The sequence below is a fragment of the Enterobacter sichuanensis genome (assembly GCF_009036245.1).
Taxonomy (GTDB): Bacteria; Pseudomonadota; Gammaproteobacteria; order Enterobacterales; family Enterobacteriaceae; genus Enterobacter; species Enterobacter sichuanensis.
The window spans coordinates 3,984,537-4,002,538 of record NZ_CP027986.1 but is presented as its reverse complement, the minus strand read 5'-3'; the positions used below and the strand labels follow the sequence as shown (position 1 = coordinate 4,002,538).

Annotated in this window: 17 protein-coding genes and 1 riboswitch; of the genes, 7 read left to right on the top strand and 10 right to left on the bottom strand. The window is 58.4% G+C overall.

Annotated elements, in window-relative coordinates:
* Window positions 1-7: 7 nt before the first annotated feature.
* The 6 genes from ureC to plsY form a co-directional block, all read right to left on the bottom strand.
* Complete coding sequence (gene ureC / locus C1N69_RS19320) at window positions 8-1,711, bottom strand: urease subunit alpha (RefSeq protein ID WP_155031727.1); 1,704 nt, start codon at window positions 1,709-1,711, stop codon at window positions 8-10.
* Window positions 1,704-2,018 carry an urease subunit beta gene (locus tag C1N69_RS19315; RefSeq protein WP_047959485.1) on the bottom strand — a complete coding sequence of 105 codons (315 nt, stop codon included), beginning with the start codon at window positions 2,016-2,018 and terminating at the stop codon, window positions 1,704-1,706. Before C1N69_RS19315 ends, ureC begins: the two co-directional genes overlap by 8 nt.
* A gap of 10 nt (window positions 2,019-2,028) precedes the next feature.
* Window positions 2,029-2,331 carry an urease subunit gamma gene (locus tag C1N69_RS19310; RefSeq protein WP_006811999.1) on the bottom strand — a complete coding sequence of 101 codons (303 nt, stop codon included), beginning with the start codon at window positions 2,329-2,331 and terminating at the stop codon, window positions 2,029-2,031.
* 10 nt (window positions 2,332-2,341) lie between these two features.
* On the bottom strand, window positions 2,342-3,169 hold the full coding sequence (locus C1N69_RS19305) for an urease accessory protein UreD (RefSeq protein ID WP_155031726.1): 828 nt from the start codon (window positions 3,167-3,169) through the stop codon (window positions 2,342-2,344).
* A 151-nt stretch (window positions 3,170-3,320) separates the two neighbouring features.
* A complete protein-coding gene (locus C1N69_RS19300; RefSeq protein ID WP_047959483.1) occupies window positions 3,321-4,787 on the bottom strand; it encodes an MFS transporter in 1,467 nt (488 codons plus the stop codon).
* A gap of 90 nt (window positions 4,788-4,877) precedes the next feature.
* On the bottom strand, window positions 4,878-5,492 hold the full coding sequence (gene plsY, locus C1N69_RS19295; protein WP_025758529.1) for a glycerol-3-phosphate 1-O-acyltransferase PlsY: 615 nt from the start codon (window positions 5,490-5,492) through the stop codon (window positions 4,878-4,880).
* A 107-nt stretch (window positions 5,493-5,599) separates the two neighbouring features.
* Here plsY and folB point away from each other — a divergent pair, with 107 nt between their 5' ends.
* Together folB and bacA are read left to right on the top strand one after the other, a co-directional pair.
* Window positions 5,600-5,968 (top strand): bifunctional dihydroneopterin aldolase/7,8-dihydroneopterin epimerase, encoded by a 369-nt coding sequence (gene folB / locus C1N69_RS19290; RefSeq protein WP_025758528.1) that lies wholly within the window; start codon window positions 5,600-5,602, stop codon window positions 5,966-5,968.
* 107 nt (window positions 5,969-6,075) lie between these two features.
* On the top strand, window positions 6,076-6,897 hold the full coding sequence (bacA, locus tag C1N69_RS19285; protein ID WP_045285916.1) for an undecaprenyl-diphosphate phosphatase: 822 nt from the start codon (window positions 6,076-6,078) through the stop codon (window positions 6,895-6,897).
* 10 nt (window positions 6,898-6,907) lie between these two features.
* Here bacA and C1N69_RS19280 read toward each other — a convergent pair whose 3' ends face one another.
* Window positions 6,908-8,149 (bottom strand): multifunctional CCA addition/repair protein, encoded by a 1,242-nt coding sequence (locus tag C1N69_RS19280; protein WP_045285915.1) that lies wholly within the window; start codon window positions 8,147-8,149, stop codon window positions 6,908-6,910.
* Window positions 8,150-8,209: 60 nt separating this feature from the next.
* A complete protein-coding gene (locus C1N69_RS19275) occupies window positions 8,210-8,830 on the bottom strand; it encodes a TIGR04211 family SH3 domain-containing protein (protein ID WP_025758524.1) in 621 nt (206 codons plus the stop codon).
* Between the two features lie 229 nt (window positions 8,831-9,059).
* Between C1N69_RS19275 and C1N69_RS19270 the strand changes: the two genes are divergently transcribed.
* Genes C1N69_RS19270 through hldE form a run of 3 tightly spaced genes read left to right on the top strand, consistent with a single transcriptional unit; the run spans window position 9,060 to window position 14,709 of the window.
* A complete protein-coding gene (locus tag C1N69_RS19270; protein ID WP_155031725.1) occupies window positions 9,060-10,361 on the top strand; it encodes a CYTH domain-containing protein in 1,302 nt (433 codons plus the stop codon).
* A 21-nt stretch (window positions 10,362-10,382) separates the two neighbouring features.
* A complete protein-coding gene (glnE, locus tag C1N69_RS19265) occupies window positions 10,383-13,238 on the top strand; it encodes a bifunctional [glutamate--ammonia ligase]-adenylyl-L-tyrosine phosphorylase/[glutamate--ammonia-ligase] adenylyltransferase (RefSeq protein ID WP_155031724.1) in 2,856 nt (951 codons plus the stop codon).
* A 40-nt stretch (window positions 13,239-13,278) separates the two neighbouring features.
* The gene (gene hldE, locus C1N69_RS19260; protein WP_045285913.1) at window positions 13,279-14,709 is read left to right on the top strand and encodes a bifunctional D-glycero-beta-D-manno-heptose-7-phosphate kinase/D-glycero-beta-D-manno-heptose 1-phosphate adenylyltransferase HldE; all 1,431 of its coding nucleotides are present in this window, start codon (window positions 13,279-13,281) and stop codon (window positions 14,707-14,709) included.
* 115 nt (window positions 14,710-14,824) lie between these two features.
* Here hldE and ubiK read toward each other — a convergent pair whose 3' ends face one another.
* Complete coding sequence (gene ubiK, locus C1N69_RS19255) at window positions 14,825-15,121, bottom strand: ubiquinone biosynthesis accessory factor UbiK (protein WP_013098757.1); 297 nt, start codon at window positions 15,119-15,121, stop codon at window positions 14,825-14,827.
* 119 nt (window positions 15,122-15,240) lie between these two features.
* Window positions 15,241-15,391, top strand: a riboswitch (FMN riboswitch).
* Between the two features lie 109 nt (window positions 15,392-15,500).
* Between ubiK and ribB the strand changes: the two genes are divergently transcribed.
* Entirely contained in the window at window positions 15,501-16,154 is a 654-nt protein-coding gene (gene ribB, locus C1N69_RS19250; RefSeq protein WP_008502964.1) for a 3,4-dihydroxy-2-butanone-4-phosphate synthase, read from the top strand.
* Window positions 16,155-16,185: 31 nt separating this feature from the next.
* Here the strand turns inward: ribB and zupT are convergent, their stop codons facing one another.
* Window positions 16,186-16,959, bottom strand: a complete 774-nt coding sequence (gene zupT / locus C1N69_RS19245; protein WP_025758519.1) for a zinc transporter ZupT — start codon at window positions 16,957-16,959, stop codon at window positions 16,186-16,188.
* A gap of 196 nt (window positions 16,960-17,155) precedes the next feature.
* Between zupT and ygiD the strand changes: the two genes are divergently transcribed.
* Window positions 17,156-17,944 (top strand): 4,5-DOPA-extradiol-dioxygenase, encoded by a 789-nt coding sequence (gene ygiD, locus C1N69_RS19240; protein WP_155031723.1) that lies wholly within the window; start codon window positions 17,156-17,158, stop codon window positions 17,942-17,944.
* Window positions 17,945-18,002 lie beyond the last annotated feature (58 nt).

Below are 18,002 nucleotides of genomic sequence, written 5' to 3'. Positions count from 1 at the left end.
TCACTCCTCAAAACAGGAAATAGCGTTGCGCCATCGGCAGAACCTCAGCCGGTTCGCTGGTAATCAGTTCACCGTCAACGCGCACTTCATAGGTTTGCGAATCGACGGTGATAGTTGGCTGCAGGCCGTTGTGGATCATGTCCGCCTTTTTCACCGTCCGGCACCCTTTCACCACCGCGGTGGCGCTCTGCAGGTTGAGCTGCTGCGGGATGCCCAGCGCGTCAGCGGCCTGTGAGACAAACGTCAGCCGCGTGGCGTGGCGCGCGGCACCCAGCGCACCAAACATCGGGCGATAGTGGACCGGTTGCGGGGTGGGTATGGAGGCGTTGATATCGCCCATCGGCGCGCAGGCGATCATTCCGCCCTTGACGATGGTGGCGGGTTTTACGCCGAAGAACGCCGGGGACCAGACCACTAAATCGGCCAGCTTGCCCGCCTCAATCGAACCCACCTCATGGGCGATGCCGTGGGTCAGCGCCGGGTTAATGGTATATTTGGCGATATAGCGCTTCACGCGGAAGTTGTCGTTATCGCCGCTTTCTTCCGGCAGGGCACCGCGCTGGACCTTCATGCGGTGCGCCACCTGCCAGGTGCGGATAATCACTTCTCCCACGCGGCCCATGGCCTGAGAGTCTGACGAAGTGAGAGAAAACGCGCCGATATCGTGCAGCACGTCTTCGGCGGCGATGGTCTCCCGGCGAATGCGCGACTCGGCAAAGGCGACGTCCTCGGCGATATCCGGATCGAGGTGGTGACACACCATCAGCATGTCGAGATGCTCGTCGATGGTATTCACGGTGTAGGGCAGCGTTGGGTTGGTGGAGGAGGGCAGAATATTCGGGTGCGCGCAGGCGGTGATAATATCCGGCGCATGGCCGCCACCTGCCCCTTCGGTGTGGAAGGTGTGGATAGTTCGCCCGCCAATGGCGGCCAGCGTGTCTTCCACAAAGCCGGACTCGTTCAGCGTATCGCTGTGCAGCGCCACCTGAATATCCATCTCTTCAGCCACCTCAAGCGAGCAGTTGATCGCCGCAGGCGTCGCGCCCCAGTCCTCGTGGATCTTAAGCCCAATGGCGCCAGCTGTGATTTGCTCGCGCAGCGCGTCGGGGTTTGAACCGTTGCCCTTGCCGAGCAGACCGATGTTTACCGGCAGAGTGTCCGCAGCCTGCAGCATGCGGGCGATATACCACGGGCCGGGCGTGCAGGTGGTGGCGTTGGTGCCCGCCGCGGGCCCGGTGCCGCCGCCGATCATGGTGGTGACGCCGGAGACCAGCGCCTCTTCCGCCTGCTGCGGACAGATCCAGTGGATGTGAGTGTCGATCCCGCCGGCGGTGACGATCTTCCCTTCGGCAGCGATCACTTCCGTCGCGGCGCCAATCGGGATCGTTACGCCGGGCTGAATGTCCGGGTTGCCAGCTTTGCCGACGGCAAAGATCCGCCCGTTCTTCACGCCGATGTCGGCTTTCACGATCCCCCAGTGATCGACAATCAGCGCGTTGGTCAGCACCAGATCCACGCAGTCGTCTGCGGTCATCTGCCCCTGGCCCATGCCGTCGCGGATCACCTTCCCGCCGCCGAACTTGACCTCTTCGCCGTAGACGGTGAGATCGTCTTCCACTTCGATCCACAGCTCGCTGTCGGCCAGCCGCACTTTATCGCCGGTGGTTGGGCCGAACATATCGGCGTAAGCCTGGCGCGAAATATCAGCCATTTTTCACCTCTCCCATTACCTCGCCGCGAAAACCGACGATGCGCTGCGCGCCTGTCACCTGTACCAGCGTCACTTCACGCTTCTGGCCGGGCTCGAAGCGCACGGCGGTACCCGCCGGGATATTCAGCCGGTAGCCGCGGGTGGCCTCCCGGTCAAACTTCAGCGCCGGGTTGACCTCGTAAAAGTGGTAGTGCGACCCGACCTGGATCGGCCTGTCGCCGTGGTTTTCGACGATGACACGCCGGGTGTCTCGCCCGACGTTGAGGGCGATAGTACCGGGCTTGATCTGGTATTCACCTGGGATCATCACGCGCTCCTTAGACGATCGGGTTATGGACGGTGACGAGCTTGGATCCGTCCGGGAAGGTGGCTTCCACCTGAATATCCGGGATCATCTCCGGTACGCCCTCCATCACCTGGTCACGTCTCAGAACGTGGCGGCCTGCCTCCATCAGCGAGGCGACGGTTTCGCCATCGCGCGCGCCTTCCATGATGAAGGCGCTAATCAGCGCGACCGATTCCGGGTAATTGAGCTTTACTCCGCGCGCAAGGCGGCGTTCGGCAACCAGCGCGGCGGTGAACAGCAACAGCTTGTCTTTTTCTCTGGGGGTCAGTTCCATAACGTTTCTCTTATGTCTGCCAGATACGCGGCGAACAGGCGGTTTTGGTAGTGAGAAGCGGGCGAAGCGACTGCCAGATGTCGCGCATCACCCGCTGGCAAATCAGGTTGTCGTGGAAGAGAAAACGCACCGACATGAGATCGTCCGTGAGCGTGGCGCCCGCAAACGTATCCAGTGGGGCGAGAAGCACCCGCGCCGCGTCGAGATGTTCTTCTCTGGCCGGATAGAACAGCAGCGTGCCGAGCCACGGTTGCCCGGCAACGGGCGTGAGATCGCCGTTGCTGAGATGCTGACGTTCAATCAGGCGCGGTTCGTCGTCGACCCACACCTCAAGGCGGCTCTCCAGCGTGCCGTGGCTAAAGGTCTCACCGATCACCGGACGCCCCAGGCAGTACAACTCCCACGCCAGCAGCGTACTGGAGGCCTTCAGATGGAAGACGGAACGCAGCGCGGCATTGGCGCCGGGAAAGATAATAGTGTCCTGCGGCAGCCACTCCAGCGTGGAGCCATCATCGAGATAAAAGTGCTGATTCAGGCAGGCCTGCGGGCCGCTGCTGCGATAGAACTTGCTGGCGCCGGGCATGGTGATGAGCGCGTGGCTGTTGGCGTCCAGCCGGACAGAAATATCCAGCGTATCACCACCCACAACGCCACCTGGTGGGTGCAGCAGATAGAGGTGGCAGGTTTCACCTTCAGGATAAAACGGCCGCTGAACGGTTAGCGGCCCGAGGTGATGAGCGGAGTGCAGGAGGGTTTTCTCAGGGGTGTGACAAAACTGCAGGGCAAGCGACGCCTGCCAGCCTTTATACGTATTATCAGTGACCTGAGCTGCTAACATGCTGCATCCATCTGCTCATCATCGGGGTCGTTTCAGTATGCCCTGGCAGAATTGAAGGCTGTCATATGAGTCGCTTATGGATAAAAACCGGATCATATGATTAATGCAGGCCGGGTAAGCGCAGCGCCACCCGGCAAGAAAGGCGATGAGACTAGCGGTAATCCTCCGCATCCACGTCATACCCGGACGGCTCCCAGCGGATCGCCAGCAGAGAGGCCAGGCCGATAAACGGCGCCAGCGCAATCACCCAGAACACGGCGGTATCAAGGGATGCGACCAGCAGCGGGAACAGGAACAGCGACAGCGTGGAACTGCTGCGCATCAGCGTCTGGTTGAGACCCACGCCGACGCCGCGCAGCGAGGTCGGGTAGCTCAGGGAGGCAAACGTCATGGTATGCGCACCCGGACCAAAGCCCTGGCCGAACAGGAACAGGGCCAGCATGCCGACGGCGACCACACCTTCCGTTGCGCCTTCAGGCCGCCCCACCAGTGCCAGCCCGAGCAGCGCGACCAGCTGGCAGGCGTAGCCCGCAAGCGACATCCGCCAGGCACCGAAGCGCGGCACGTAGCGTACCGCCAGCAGCCCGCCGACGAAGGCAAACAGCAGGTTAAGCACCAGGGAAATCAGAATGGTCGTCAGCATCGACTGAACAAAGAAGCTGGAGATGATCACCGGCAGACCAAACGCCACGGCGTTGTAGGCGAAGGAGGAGACCACAGACAGCAGCGTGGCGAGCGTCGTACGGCGTAAATAGATGCCGCGAAACAGGTTCAGGTAGTTTGCCCATTTTGCTTTATTGACGACAGGTGCTGGCTGGCTGAGCGCGTCCTGCGGTACGTGGGCATTGATGTTATACGACTGGCGTAAAATCGACGCCGCCTCTTTCAGGTTGCCCTGATTCGCCGCCCAGACCGGCGATTCGCTCATATAGCGGCTACGAATAGCAATAATCACCAGCGCCGGTACCGCGCCAAAACCGAGGATCAGGCGCCACAGCCAGTCACTGTGGCTTTCCGGCAGTACGGCGTAGAAGAAGAGCACCAGCAGGTAGGAGACGCTGATGGCGGCATACCAGGTGGGGCACCACATCGCGACGCTGGAGGCTTTGTTTCCCGGGCCTTTCAGCCTGGCAAACTCGCTTAAAAAGGCCATCGCCACGGGCAGGTCGATCCCGACCCCAAGCCCCATTACAAACCGGGCGCCCGCCAGCACGTATTCGTTAGGTGCCAGCGCGCAGGCAATGGCGGCCACCACGAAGAAGAGCATGTCGGCCATAAAGACCCGGTAGCGGCCAATTTTGTCCGTAAGATAACCGCCAAGCAGCGCCCCGACAATGGCCCCAAAGGTAATGGCCGAGGCCACCATGCCGGTGCCTGCTGGCGTGAGGTTAAATTCGCGGGTGATGTCTTTGATACCGAACGCCAGCGCACCAAGGTCGTAGGCGTCGAGAAAAATACCGCCCAATGCGATGCCGATAACGATGCGTGCATTGGCTCGTCCCTGCGAACCGTGATTGACCAGCCGCGAAACGTCAGCGGCGCTGCGCACCCACTGGATATCGCCATCCGCTGCGTGGCGTGGTGTTGAAAGAGGAGTGGTGTCTGTAATGTCTGCCATTTTCTTCTGATGTGGTTGTGTTGTGTCTCTAACAGTTACCACAGGCAGAAGGTGACCAAAATCACATTTGGCTATAAGGCATAACTAACCTTATTGAGCGTCTTTTTTCTTCCTCTTGAGCTTCGTCCAGATTTTGGTCTCCTGACGACGCCACAGGCGCTGAATATTATCGTGATGGCGCAGCAGGATAAGGCAGGAGAGCATCGACACCGGGAAGGTAAATTGCGGTTTGAACCACCAGACGTAGAACGGGGCGATCAGCGCGCTGACGATGGCGCCCAGCGACGAATAGCCGCTGAGAAGAATGGTCAACAGCCAGGTGCCTGCCATCACGCCGGTCAGATCCCAGCCGATAGGCGCAATGGCACCAAAGGCCGTCGCCACGCCTTTACCACCTTTAAAGCCGAAGAATACGGGCCAGATGTGGCCAACGCAGGCGGCAATCGCAATCAGCCCCAGCCAGAACGGCGTGACGCCCAGCGCATACGCGCCCCAGACGGGTAGCATCCCTTTCAGAACATCAAAAACCAAAACCGCTACGGCTGCTCCCTTGCCGCCAATTCGTAGTACGTTGGTCGCTCCCGGGTTCCCGGAACCACTTTCACGCGGGTCAGGTAACCCGGCGATGCGGCAGACCAGAATGGCGCTGGAGATTGAGCCGCAAAGGTAGGCGAGGAGGATCATTCCAGGCGCGATTGCACTCATAACGCTGTTCCGTTTTGAAAATGTATCTGTATTCTCAGCATCTGTGGATAATACGCATAATTCGCCGGAAGTGGTATCCGGTTTAGCCAAAAAGCAGGCAGGTCGTGATGGATATTGTATTTATAGAGCAACTTTCGGTAATCACCACAATTGGTGTTTACGACTGGGAACAGACCATCGAGCAGAAGCTGGTGTTCGATATCGAAATGGGCTGGGATAACCGCAAGTCGGCAAAAAGTGATGACGTGAATGACTGTCTGAGCTATGCCGACATCAGTGAAACGGTCATCGCCCACGTTGAAGGGCAACGTTTTGCGCTGGTCGAGCGGGTGGCGGAAGAGGTGGCGGAACTGCTGCTTAGCAAATTCAACTCACCGTGGGTGCGTATCAAACTAAGCAAGCCGGGCGCGGTGGCGCGTGCCGCCAATGTGGGGGTCATCATCGAGCGTGGCACAAATCTGAAAGGGAAGATTTAACGTCATAATAGCTAAACCATTTTAGGTTATACCGGTCTCAGGACTGTATCTTTAATCGGTTGTCCGTATGGGGCACCGTTTTTTTATATCTTTTTAGGGGTTTATAGATGAGCGATATGCACTCGCTGCTGGTGGCGGCAATACTGGGTGTGGTCGAAGGATTGACGGAGTTTTTACCGGTTTCCAGTACCGGCCATATGATTATCGTTGGCCATCTGCTGGGCTTTGAAGGCGATACCGCAAAAACCTTCGAAGTGGTCATTCAACTGGGTTCTATTCTGGCCGTGGTGGTCATGTTCTGGCGTCGCCTGTTTGGCCTGATCGGGATCCACTTTGGTCGTCTTCCTCAGCGCGAAGGTGAAGGTACCGGCCGTCTGACGCTTATCCATATTCTGCTCGGCATGCTCCCGGCGGTAGTGCTGGGGCTGGTATTCCACGACACCATTAAATCACTGTTCAACCCGATTAACGTGATGTACGCGCTGGTGGTAGGGGGCTTCCTGCTGATCGCCGCGGAAGTGCTGAAGCCAAAAACGCCGCGCGCGGAAGGTCTGGATGATATGACGTATCGTCAGGCGTTTATTATTGGCTGCTTCCAGTGTCTGGCGCTGTGGCCGGGATTCTCGCGTTCTGGTGCCACCATTTCCGGCGGGATGCTGATGGGCGTGAGCCGTTACGCCGCGTCAGAGTTTTCGTTCCTGCTGGCCGTGCCGATGATGATGGGCGCCACCGCGCTTGACCTCTATAAAAGCATTGGTTTCCTGACCACCGGCGACATTCCGATGTTCGCCGTTGGCTTCATCACCGCGTTTATCGTGGCGCTGATTGCCATCAAAACCTTCCTGCAGCTGATTAAGCGTATCTCGTTTATTCCGTTCGCGATCTATCGCTTTATCGTCGCGGCTGCGGTGTACGTGGTCTTCTTCTGACCGACTGCCCTCAGTCTTTTGGCTGAGGGCAATGTTTTTCCTTCCAGTCTGATACCGCCTGAATTCGCCGTTTTGTCAGCTCTTCCCGAATCTCCGGTCCTTTGAATCCCGCCTCGACAACGTCTTTCGTCGGCACGGCTTTTGCCACGTTCCACGCCGCCCGCAGCAAGCGCCCTTGCGGATAGTCACAGGCTTCAAACCCGGTGCGCCCGCGCACGTCAGCCTCGCTGGTGAGCGCGATCTGCTCCACGCGCTGGGGTTTGCGCCAGGCGTCGATGTTATCGAACAGCTTGACGATGGTGGCCGGTTTCAGGATCGGAAAGGTATGGATCAGGTCGTGGAACTCGGCCACCAGTTTCGCCAGATCGCGGATCTCGTTCGGGACGCGCAGACGCTGGCACAGCCCCTCGACCAGCTTCACCCCCGCCGGGCCATGACCGTGATGGCGAGGCCAGAATTCTTTTGGCGTTAAGCCTTTGCCCAGATCGTGGCACAGGGTGGAAAAGCGCACGTCCACGTCCGGGCTCAGCATGGCCGCCATGCTGAGCGTCATCAGCGTATGCACGCCGGTGTCAATTTCCGGGTGCCATTTCGCTGGCGCGGGGACGCCAAACAGCGCGTCTATTTCCGGAAACAGCACCTTCAGCGCGCCACAGTCGCGCAGAACCTGGAAAAAGACCTGCGGGTTGCGGGTGGTGAGGGCATTTTCCGTCTCTTTCCAGACGCGCTCTGGCGTCAGGTGTGCAAGCTCGCCGGCTTCGGTCATGGCGGTCATCAGCGCCATTGTCTCATCGGCAATCCGGAAGCTGAGATGAGCGTACCGTGCGGCAAAGCGCGCCACGCGCAGCACGCGCAGCGGATCTTCAGAAAACGCCGGGGAGACGTGACGTAAAAGACGGTTGCGCAGATCGTCCTGGCCGCCATACGCGTCAACGATCTGGCCGTTCTCGTCCTGCGCCAGCGCGTTGATGGTGAGATCGCGACGCAGAAGGTCTTGCTCCAGCGTCACGTCCGGCGCGGCATAGCAGGTGAAGCCGGTATAGCCCGAGCCCGATTTCCGCTCGGTACGCGCCAGGGCGTACTCTTCGCGGCTTTGCGGGTGCAGAAACACGGGAAAATCGCGGCCTACCTGCTGGTAGCCCGCGTCGAGCATCTCTTCCGGGGTGGCGCCAACCACCACCCAGTCTTTATCTTTGACCGGCAGACCTAACAACGCATCACGTACCGCACCACCGACCAGATAACTCTTCACGCCTTACACTCCTGTTTTCTCTTTTCCAGGATAATACGTAAGTCTGACAGAGAAGACGAATTAGTTCATCCAGCGGTCTTTACGCTTACGGCTTGGGATCAGATGCGGCAGAACCAGACCCAGCACCAGACCTACGCCCAGCACGCCGCCGCCATACATAAACCACTGCATGATGATGGTGCGCTGTTTGTCATCGAGCTGCAGATTGGCGGCATTCACTTTCTTCTGCGCGACAATCAGCTCGTTTTTCAGTTTCTGGTTCTCTTCTTTCAGACCGTTAATCACCCCGTCGCTCTGCGCCACTTTCTGCTGCATTTCAGCGGTGCGCTGGTTCCAGGTGCCGTCGATGTTGTTCAGCTTGTCGGTCAGGGTTTTTACCTGGTTTTCCAGATCCGGCACGCGGGTGCGCAGGCTTGGCACGGTGCTCAGCTCTTTCAGCGGGATCCAGGACGTACGGCCGGAACTGTCGCGAACCTGACCGTAATTGGTCTCCGCGTTGGTCTGTAACAGCGTCACTTCCTCGCCGGCATTTACCGTGCCCACGAGGCGATAATTATCTCCGGGGCCACTGCGTACCCAGGTGTTCAGTTCGTCAGAAACGTAACGCTTCTCTTCAGCGTGCACGGCGGTTGCGGCGCTAAAAGCGAGTAAAGTAAGTCCAATCAGGCGTAATTTAAGCATCATTAGTCGTTATTTTCATAAAAAGTGGAACGATAGTAGTGGCAACAGTGTCTCTACGCAAAGCATTCGTCAGCAATCAGAATCATCTGTGTCACGACTCTACACATTTACGCCCGTCAAATTGCTCATTGCATGGCAATTTGGCGCAAAATACTATGTACTGACAAATAAATGGCGAGGAAGTTCGCCCTCATTGACGCGTCTGTGACGCCCGCAAAAGTACAAGGCTATGGCTCAGGAAATCGAATTAAAATTTATCGTCGAAAAAGACAGCGTTGACGCACTCCGCCAGCATCTGCATACGCTTTCCGGCGAACACCATGCACCGGTACAACTGCTTAATATCTATTACGAAACGCCAGACAACTGGCTGCGCCGCCACGATATGGGGCTGCGCATCCGCGGCGCAAGCGGACGCTACGAGATGACGATGAAAATTGCCGGCCGCGTGGTCGGCGGGTTACATCAGCGTCCGGAATATAATATCGACATCAATAAGCCAGAACTTGAGCTGGAACGTTTTCCGGCCGAAGTCTGGCCGGAAGGTGTGCTGCCTTCCACCCTTGCGGAACAGGTGCAGCCGCTGTTCAGCACCGATTTCTGGCGCGAAAAATGGCTGGTGACAGAAGGCAAAAGCCGCATTGAAATCGCCCTGGATTTGGGGGACGTGAAGGCGGGTGAGTTCCAGGAGCCGATTTGCGAACTGGAGCTTGAGCTGCTGGAAGGGGATGCGAACGACGTGCTGAAGCTGGCGCGCAAGCTGGTGAACCAGTCCGGATTGCGCCAGGGGAGCCTGAGCAAAGCCGCGCGGGGCTACCATCTGGCCGCCGGGAATGCGCCACGTGCGCTGAAAGAGACAACCATTTTGCACGTTGCGCCGAAAGCCAGCGTTGAGCAGGGACTGGAAGCCGCACTGGAACTGGCGCTTTCTCAGTGGCAGTTCCATGAAGAGCTGTGGGTGCGAAACGTGAAACACGCCAAATACCACGTGCTGGCGGCTATTGCCCTGGTGCGCCATACTCTGGCGCTCTTCGGCGGCATCGTTCCTCGAAAAGCGAGCGCTCACTTACGTGATCTGCTGACGCAAACCGAAACGCTGATGCTTTCCGACGTCTCGGCGCAAACGGCGATCTACAGCCCGCAAACCGCAACGGCAAAACTCGCACTGACCGAGTTCCTGGTGACGCGCGGCTGGCGCGCTTTCCTGGATGCGAAAGCGCAGGCCAAAATCGCGGAAAACTTTAAGCGTTTTGCGGATATTCATCTCTCCCGTCATGCCGCCGAACTGAAAAACACCTTTGCCTATCCGCTGGGCGATAGGTATGGCGATCAGCTCCCTCGTCTTTCGCGCAACATCGACAGCATGCTGCTCCTCTCCGGTGCTTACGACGGTCCAAAGGCGCAGGCGTGGCTGGAAAACTGGCAGGGGCTGAAGCATGCCATTGAAACCCGTCAGCATATTGAGATAGAGCATTTCCGTAACGAGGCCATTTCGCAGGAGCCGTTCTGGCTGCACAGCGGAAAACGTTAACTCTGGCAAGGAACCCCTAAAATGCCGCTTTCTTCGCAATTACAGCAGCAGTGGCAGACCGTTTGCGAACGTCTGCCTGAGTCATTACCGGCGTCATCGTTAAGCGAACAGGCGAAGAGCGTGCTCGCCTTCAGTGACTTTGTGCAGGAAAGTATCACCGCCAATCCGGACTGGCTGGCGGAACTTGAAACCGCACCGCCGCAGGCAGATGAGTGGCGGCACTATGCTGGCTGGCTGCAGACTGCACTCGAAGACGTTGCGGATGAGGCCGCGCTGATGCGCGTCCTGCGCCAGTTCCGCCGTCGGGTGATGGTGCGCATTGCCTGGGCGCAGGCGCTGGAAATCGTGAGTGAAGAGAGCACGCTGCAGCAGTTAAGCGAGCTGGCGCAAACGTTGATTGTCGCCGCGCGAGACTGGCTCTACGCCGCCTGCTGTAAAGAGTGGGGCACGCCGTGCAGCGAGGAAGGGGTTCCTCAGCCACTGTTGATCCTGGGGATGGGCAAGCTGGGCGGCTGCGAACTGAATTTCTCCTCCGATATCGACCTGATTTTTGCCTGGCCGGAGAACGGCTCTACGCGCGGCGGGCGTCGCGAGCTGGACAATGCCCAGTTCTTTACCCGTCTCGGTCAGCGTCTGATTAAGGCGCTGGATCAACCCACCCAGGACGGGTTTGTCTACCGTGTGGACATGCGCCTGCGTCCGTTTGGCGACAGCGGCCCGCTGGTGCTGAGCTTTGCGGCGCTGGAAGATTATTACCAGGAGCAAGGGCGCGACTGGGAGCGTTACGCGATGGTCAAAGCGCGGATCATGGGCGACAGCGACGATGCCTATGCCAACGAGCTGCGCGCCATGCTGCGCCCGTTTGTCTTCCGACGTTATATCGATTTCAGCGTCATCCAGTCCCTGCGTAATATGAAAGGGATGATCGCCCGTGAGGTGCGCCGCCGCGGCCTGAAGGACAATATCAAGCTTGGCGCAGGCGGCATCCGCGAAATTGAATTTATTGTTCAGGTCTTCCAGCTTATTCGCGGCGGACGCGAGCCGTCGCTACAGTCCCGCTCGCTGCTGCCGACGCTGTCAGCGATTGAGCAACTGCACCTTCTGCCGGACGGCGATGCGCACACTCTGCGCGAGGCCTACCTGTTCCTGCGTCGTCTGGAAAACCTGCTGCAAAGCATCAATGACGAACAGACCCAGACCCTGCCGGGCGATGACCTTAACCGGGCACGTCTGGCGTGGGGAATGCGCGTGGACGACTGGTCAACGCTGACCGAACGGCTCGATGCCCATATGGCAGGCGTGCGCCGAATCTTTAACGAGCTGATCGGTGATGATGAAAGCGAATCGCAGGACGATGCGCTTTCCGAACACTGGCGCGAGCTGTGGCAGGACGCGCTCCAGGAGGATGACACCACGCCGGTGCTGACGCACTTAACCGACGACGCGCGCCATCGCGTGGTGGCGCTGATTGCCGATTTCCGTCTCGAACTGAACAAACGCGCCATTGGGCCGCGCGGGCGCCAGGTGCTGGATCACCTGATGCCGCACCTGCTGAGCGAGGTCTGTTCGCGGGCGGATGCGCCGGTGCCCCTGTCACGCATGATGCCGCTGCTAAGTGGCATTATCACGCGCACCACCTATCTTGAACTGCTGAGCGAGTTCCCCGGCGCGCTGAAGCACCTGATTACGCTCTGCGCCGCCTCGCCGATGGTGGCCAACAAGCTGGCGCGTTACCCGCTGCTGCTGGATGAGCTGCTTGATCCAAATACCCTCTATCAGCCGACGGCAACCGATGCCTACCGGGACGAGCTGCGTCAGTATCTGCTGCGCGTGCCGGAAGAGGACGAGGAGCAACAGCTGGAGGCGCTGCGCCAGTTTAAGCAGGCGCAGATGCTGCGCGTGGCGGCGGCGGATATCGCCGGCACGCTGCCGGTGATGAAAGTGAGCGATCACTTAACCTGGCTTGCGGAAGCGATCATCGACGCGGTGGTACAGCAGGCATGGGTGCAGATGGTGGCGCGCTACGGCCAGCCGAAACATCTGGCCGATCGTGAAGGTCGCGGCTTCGCGGTGGTAGGCTACGGCAAGCTCGGCGGCTGGGAGCTGGGCTATAGCTCCGATCTGGATTTGATCTTCCTGCACGACTGCCCGGTCGACGTGATGACCGACGGCGAGCGTGAGATTGACGGGCGTCAGTTCTACCTGCGCCTGGCGCAGCGCATTATGCATCTGTTCAGTACCCGCACCTCGTCGGGCATTTTGTATGAAGTGGATGCCCGCCTGCGCCCGTCCGGTGCGGCGGGGATGCTGGTCACCTCGACGGAATCCTTCGCCGATTATCAGAAGAATGAAGCCTGGACGTGGGAGCATCAGGCGCTGGTGCGCGCCCGCGTGGTGTATGGCGATCCGCAGCTCAAAACGCAGTTCGATGCTATCCGTAAGGAGGTCATGACCACCCCGCGTGAGGGCAGTACGCTGCAGACCGAAGTGCGTGAGATGCGTGAAAAAATGCGCGCGCATCTGGGCAATAAACACCGCGATCGCTTTGATATCAAAGCCGACGAGGGCGGTATTACCGATATCGAGTTTATTACCCAGTATCTGGTGCTGCTCCACGCGCACGACAAGCCGAAGCTGACGCGCTGGTCGGATAACGTGCGCATTCTGGAACTGCTGGCGCAAAACGACATCATGGACGAGCAGGAGGCGCTGGCCTTAACCCGCGCCTACACCACGCTGCGCGATGAACTTCATCATCTGGCGTTGCAGGAGCAGCCAGGGCATGTGGCGCTGGACTGTTTCACCGCTGAACGCGCTCAGGTAACGGCCAGCTGGCAGAAGTGGCTGGTGGAACCGTGCGTAACAAAACAAGTGTGATATTATCGCGCGCAAATTGTGAATCTTTCTGGAGTCAGGAATGAAAGTAACACTGCCAGAGTTTGAACGTGCTGGAGTAATGGTTGTTGGGGATGTGATGCTGGATCGCTACTGGTATGGGCCGACCAGCCGCATCTCTCCGGAAGCACCGGTACCGGTGGTTAAGGTCGACACCATTGAAGAACGTCCCGGCGGCGCGGCAAACGTGGCGATGAACATTGCTTCTCTGGGCGCGCATTCGCGTCTGGTGGGCCTGACCGGCATTGACGATGCGGCACGTGCGCTGAGCAAGTCGCTGGCGGACGTGAACGTGAAGTGCGACTTCGTTTCTGTTCCGACACACCCGACCATTACCAAGCTGCGCGTATTGTCGCGTAACCAGCAGCTGATCCGTCTCGACTTTGAAGAAGGGTTCGAAGGGGTTGATCCTGAGCCGCTGCACGAGCGCATCAACCAGGCGCTGGGCAATATCGGCGCGCTGGTGCTGTCCGACTACGCCAAAGGCGCGCTGGCGAGCGTGCAGACGATGATCCAGCTGGCGCGCAAAGCCAATGTGCCGGTGCTGATCGACCCGAAAGGGACCGATTTTGAGCGTTACCGTGGCGCAACGTTGCTGACGCCTAACCTCTCTGAGTTTGAAGCGGTGGCGGGCAAATGCAAGACCGAAGCTGAGATCGTCGAGCGCGGCATGAAAATCATCGCTGACTTCGAGTTGTCTGCGCTGCTGGTCACCCGCTCCGAGCAGGGAATGACCCTGCTGCAACCGGGTAAAGCGCCGCTGCATATGCCGACTCAGGCGCAGGAAGTGTACGACGTGACCGGTGCCGGTGATACGGTGATTGGTGTGCTGGCGGCAACCCTGGCCGCGGGTAACTCTCTGGAAGAGGCGTGCTATTTTGCCAACGCGGCGGCAGGCGTAGTCGTCGGGAAACTCGGTACCTCTACCGTTTCGCCCATCGAGCTGGAAAACGCGGTACGCGGTCGCGCCGATACCGGTTTTGGCGTCATGAGCGAAGACGAGCTGAAAGTGGCCGTCGCCGCTGCGCGCAAGCGCGGTGAGAAAGTGGTGATGACCAACGGTGTGTTCGACATCCTGCACGCGGGCCATGTCTCTTATCTGGCGAATGCGCGTAAGCTGGGCGATCGCCTGATTGTGGCGGTGAACAGCGATGCCTCGACGAAACGTCTGAAGGGCGAAACGCGCCCGGTGAACCCGCTGGAACAGCGCATGATCGTCCTCGGCGCGCTGGAAGCGGTGGACTGGGTGGTGTCGTTTGAGGAAGACACACCGCAGCGCCTGATTGCCGGAATTCTGCCGGATCTGCTGGTGAAAGGTGGGGATTACAAACCGGAGCAAATCGCGGGCAGCGAAGAGGTTTGGGCCAACGGCGGCGAAGTGATGGTGCTGAACTTTGAAGACGGGTGTTCAACCACCAACATCATTAAGAAGATCCAGAAAGACAGTCAGTAAAAAACGGGCCAGTTGGCCCGTTTTTTTATGTCGGGTGACGGCTGCGCCTTACCCGACCTACGCGTTCATGTAGGCCCGGTAAGGCGTAGCCGCCACCGGGCACAACAGGCCGCACTTAGGCCTGGTCATCCACCGGCGGAATCGCCGGGGCCGGCTTCACTTCTTCCGGCGTATTACGGTTTTCCAGCTCGGTCAGACGCTGTTCCAGCAGCGCCAGCTTCTCGCGGGTGCGCAGCAGCACCTGCGTCTGCACGTCAAACTCTTCGCGGCTGACTAAATCAAGGCGAACCAACTGCGCCTGCAGCGTCTGGCGGATTTTCTTCTCAACGTCATCACCAAATTCACGAATGCCTTTTGGCATGGATTCATGAACCTGACGCGCGATCTGCTCAATTTTTTTCGGGTCAATCATTGTCGTTTCCCTTGATGGAAAGGTGTTAGTGTCCATTGTAGCGCGTCATGCCCGGGGTAAACAAAATTGTTTGATGCTTATGCATTGCCCAGGTTAATCAATAGCGTTATAGTTATCTCGCTTATTCTCAGGGCGGGGCGAAATTCCCCACCGGCGGTAAATCAGCGTAACGCTGAAAGCCCGCGAGCGCTTTGGGTGCATTCTCAAAGGTCAGCAGATCCGGTGTAATTCCGGGGCCGACGGTTAGAGTCCGGATGGGAGAGAGTAACGATCCAGTCGGGCATGGGCCCGCTCACGTTATCTTTTTGCCGCTTATAATACGGCGCTCCTAAGACTGCCCTGATTCTGGTAACCATAATGTTAATGAGGTTTTTTTACCATGAATCAGACGCTACTTTCCTCTTTTGGCACTTCAACTCAACGTGTTGAACATGCACTGGATGCACTGCGCGAAGGTCGCGGTGTGATGGTGCTTGACGATGAAAACCGTGAAAACGAAGGCGACATGATTTTCGCCGCCGAAAACATGACCGTTGAACAGATGGCGCTGACCATCCGTCACGGCAGCGGCATCGTATGCCTGTGTATTACTGAAGACCGTCGTAAGCAGCTTGAGCTGCCAATGATGGTTGAGAACAACACCAGCGCCTTCGGAACCGGTTTTACCGTGACCATCGAAGCCGCGCATGGCGTGACCACCGGTGTATCGGCGGCTGACCGTCTGACCACCGTCCGTGCCGCCATCGCCGATGACGCAAAACCTTCCGATCTGCACCGTCCTGGCCACGTCTTCCCACTGCGTGCGCAGGCGGGTGGCGTGCTGACCCGCGGTGGTCACACCGAAGCGACCATCGATCTGGTGACGCTGGCAGGCTTCAAACCCGCTGGCGTGCTGTGTGAACTGACCAACGACGACGGCACTATGGCGCGTGCGCCAGAGTGCATCACCTTCGCACGTCTGCACAACATGCCGGTCGTGACGATTGAAGATTTGATCGAGTATCGCCAGGCGCACGAGCGCAAAGCCAGCTGATGATAAAACGCCGGGACATCCCGGCGTTTTTTTACCCAATTCCTGCCGTTTGCAGCAATACCAGGCTGAACCCCATCACCGACATTCCGCACAGCACGCCGTAACTGGGGTTGTTGTTCGGGTCAATCTCTTTCGCCAGCGGCATCAGTTCATCCACCGAAAGCGCGACCATAATCCCGGCCACCGCTGCCATGATGGCCGCCATCACAACAGGCGAGACCAGGCTGCCAAGGATCAGCCAGGCCAGCACGCCGCCAAGAATTTCTGCCATGCCGGATATCCCTGCCCAAAACACGGCCGTTCGCTTTGAACCCGTGGCGGCATAAACCGGCCCGGCAACGGCCAGTCCTTCAGGAATATTGTGTAAGGCGACCGCCAGCGCGATGCCGAAGCCCATCTCAAGATTACTGCTGGCCGTCACATAGGTGGCGACCCCTTCCGGGAAGTTATGCAGGCTGATGCCCAGCGTCAGCAGAATCGCCGTGCGCTTAATATTCCGCGGCATGGGGGTGATGTTTTTCTGCATTAAATCCTGCGGATGCGCGTGCGGTAGCATACGGTCAAGAGCAAAGTACCCCAGCAGGCCAAAGACAAACATACCGTAACCCAGCAGCGGAGACATGCCCTCTGTGCCCAGCGCAGCGGGGAGCATCTCCATCAGGGAGATAAGCAGCATGATCCCGGCAGCAAAGCCCAGTGAAAAGGCCAGTACGCGGTTAGACGGCTTCTGGCCAAGCACGCCGAGGAGTGCACCGATAAAGGTTGCGGCGCCCGCCAGGATGGTCAGGATCAAGGGGACTGACATGCATTGCTCCTTGTGATAATGATTCTCATTAATCCTAATGATTCACTACGCGTAAAGCGAGAGAGGGAACGCTGTTTTACACATTCCTTACATTCAAATTTCCTGATGATGATCTTCACGCTTATCAGCGTTCATCCTGGCCCGATTGCGCGTAATGTAGCACCATTAAATTGACACCTTCTGTAAGGATATCACCATGACTACTTCCCGTATGCCAGCCCTGTTTTTAGGCCACGGTAGCCCCATGAACGTGCTGGAAGATAACGTCTATACCCGCGCATGGCATCATCTGGGCGAAATGTTGCCGCGTCCAAAAGCGATTGTGGTGGTGTCTGCACACTGGTTTACCCGCGGGACGGGCGTGACCGCCATGGAAACGCCAAAAACCATTCATGATTTCGGTGGCTTCCCGCAGGCGCTGTATGACACTCATTATCCGGCCCCCGGCTCGCCTGAGCTGGCACAGAAGCTGGTTGATTTGCTGGCACCTGTCCCGGTCGCGCTGGATAAAGAAGCCTGGGGCTTTGACCATGGCTCGTGGGGCGTGCTGATCAAAATGTACCCTGATGCGGATATCCCGATGGTGCAGCTGAGCATCGACAGCACCAAACCGGCCGCCTGGCACATGGAGATGGGGCGCAAGCTGGCTTCGCTTCGTGATGAAGGCATCATGCTGGTGGCGAGCGGCAACGTGGTGCATAACCTTCGCACGGCACGCTGGCACGGTGAAAATACGCCGTACCCGTGGGCAACATCGTTTAACGACTTCGTAAAAGCGAACCTGTCCTGGCAGGGCCCGGTGGAGGAGCATCCGCTGGTGAACTATCTGGATCACGAGGGCGGTTCGCTCTCTAACCCGACGCCGGAGCATTTCCTGCCGCTGCTGTACGTTCTTGGCGCATGGGATGGACAAGAGCCGATTACGATCCCGGTTGACGGTATTGAGATGGGGAGTTTGAGTATGCTGTCGGTGCAGGTGGGGTAATAAAAGCAAAACGGCAACTTAAGGTTGCCGTTTTTTAGTGTTTGCACCCTCTCCCTGT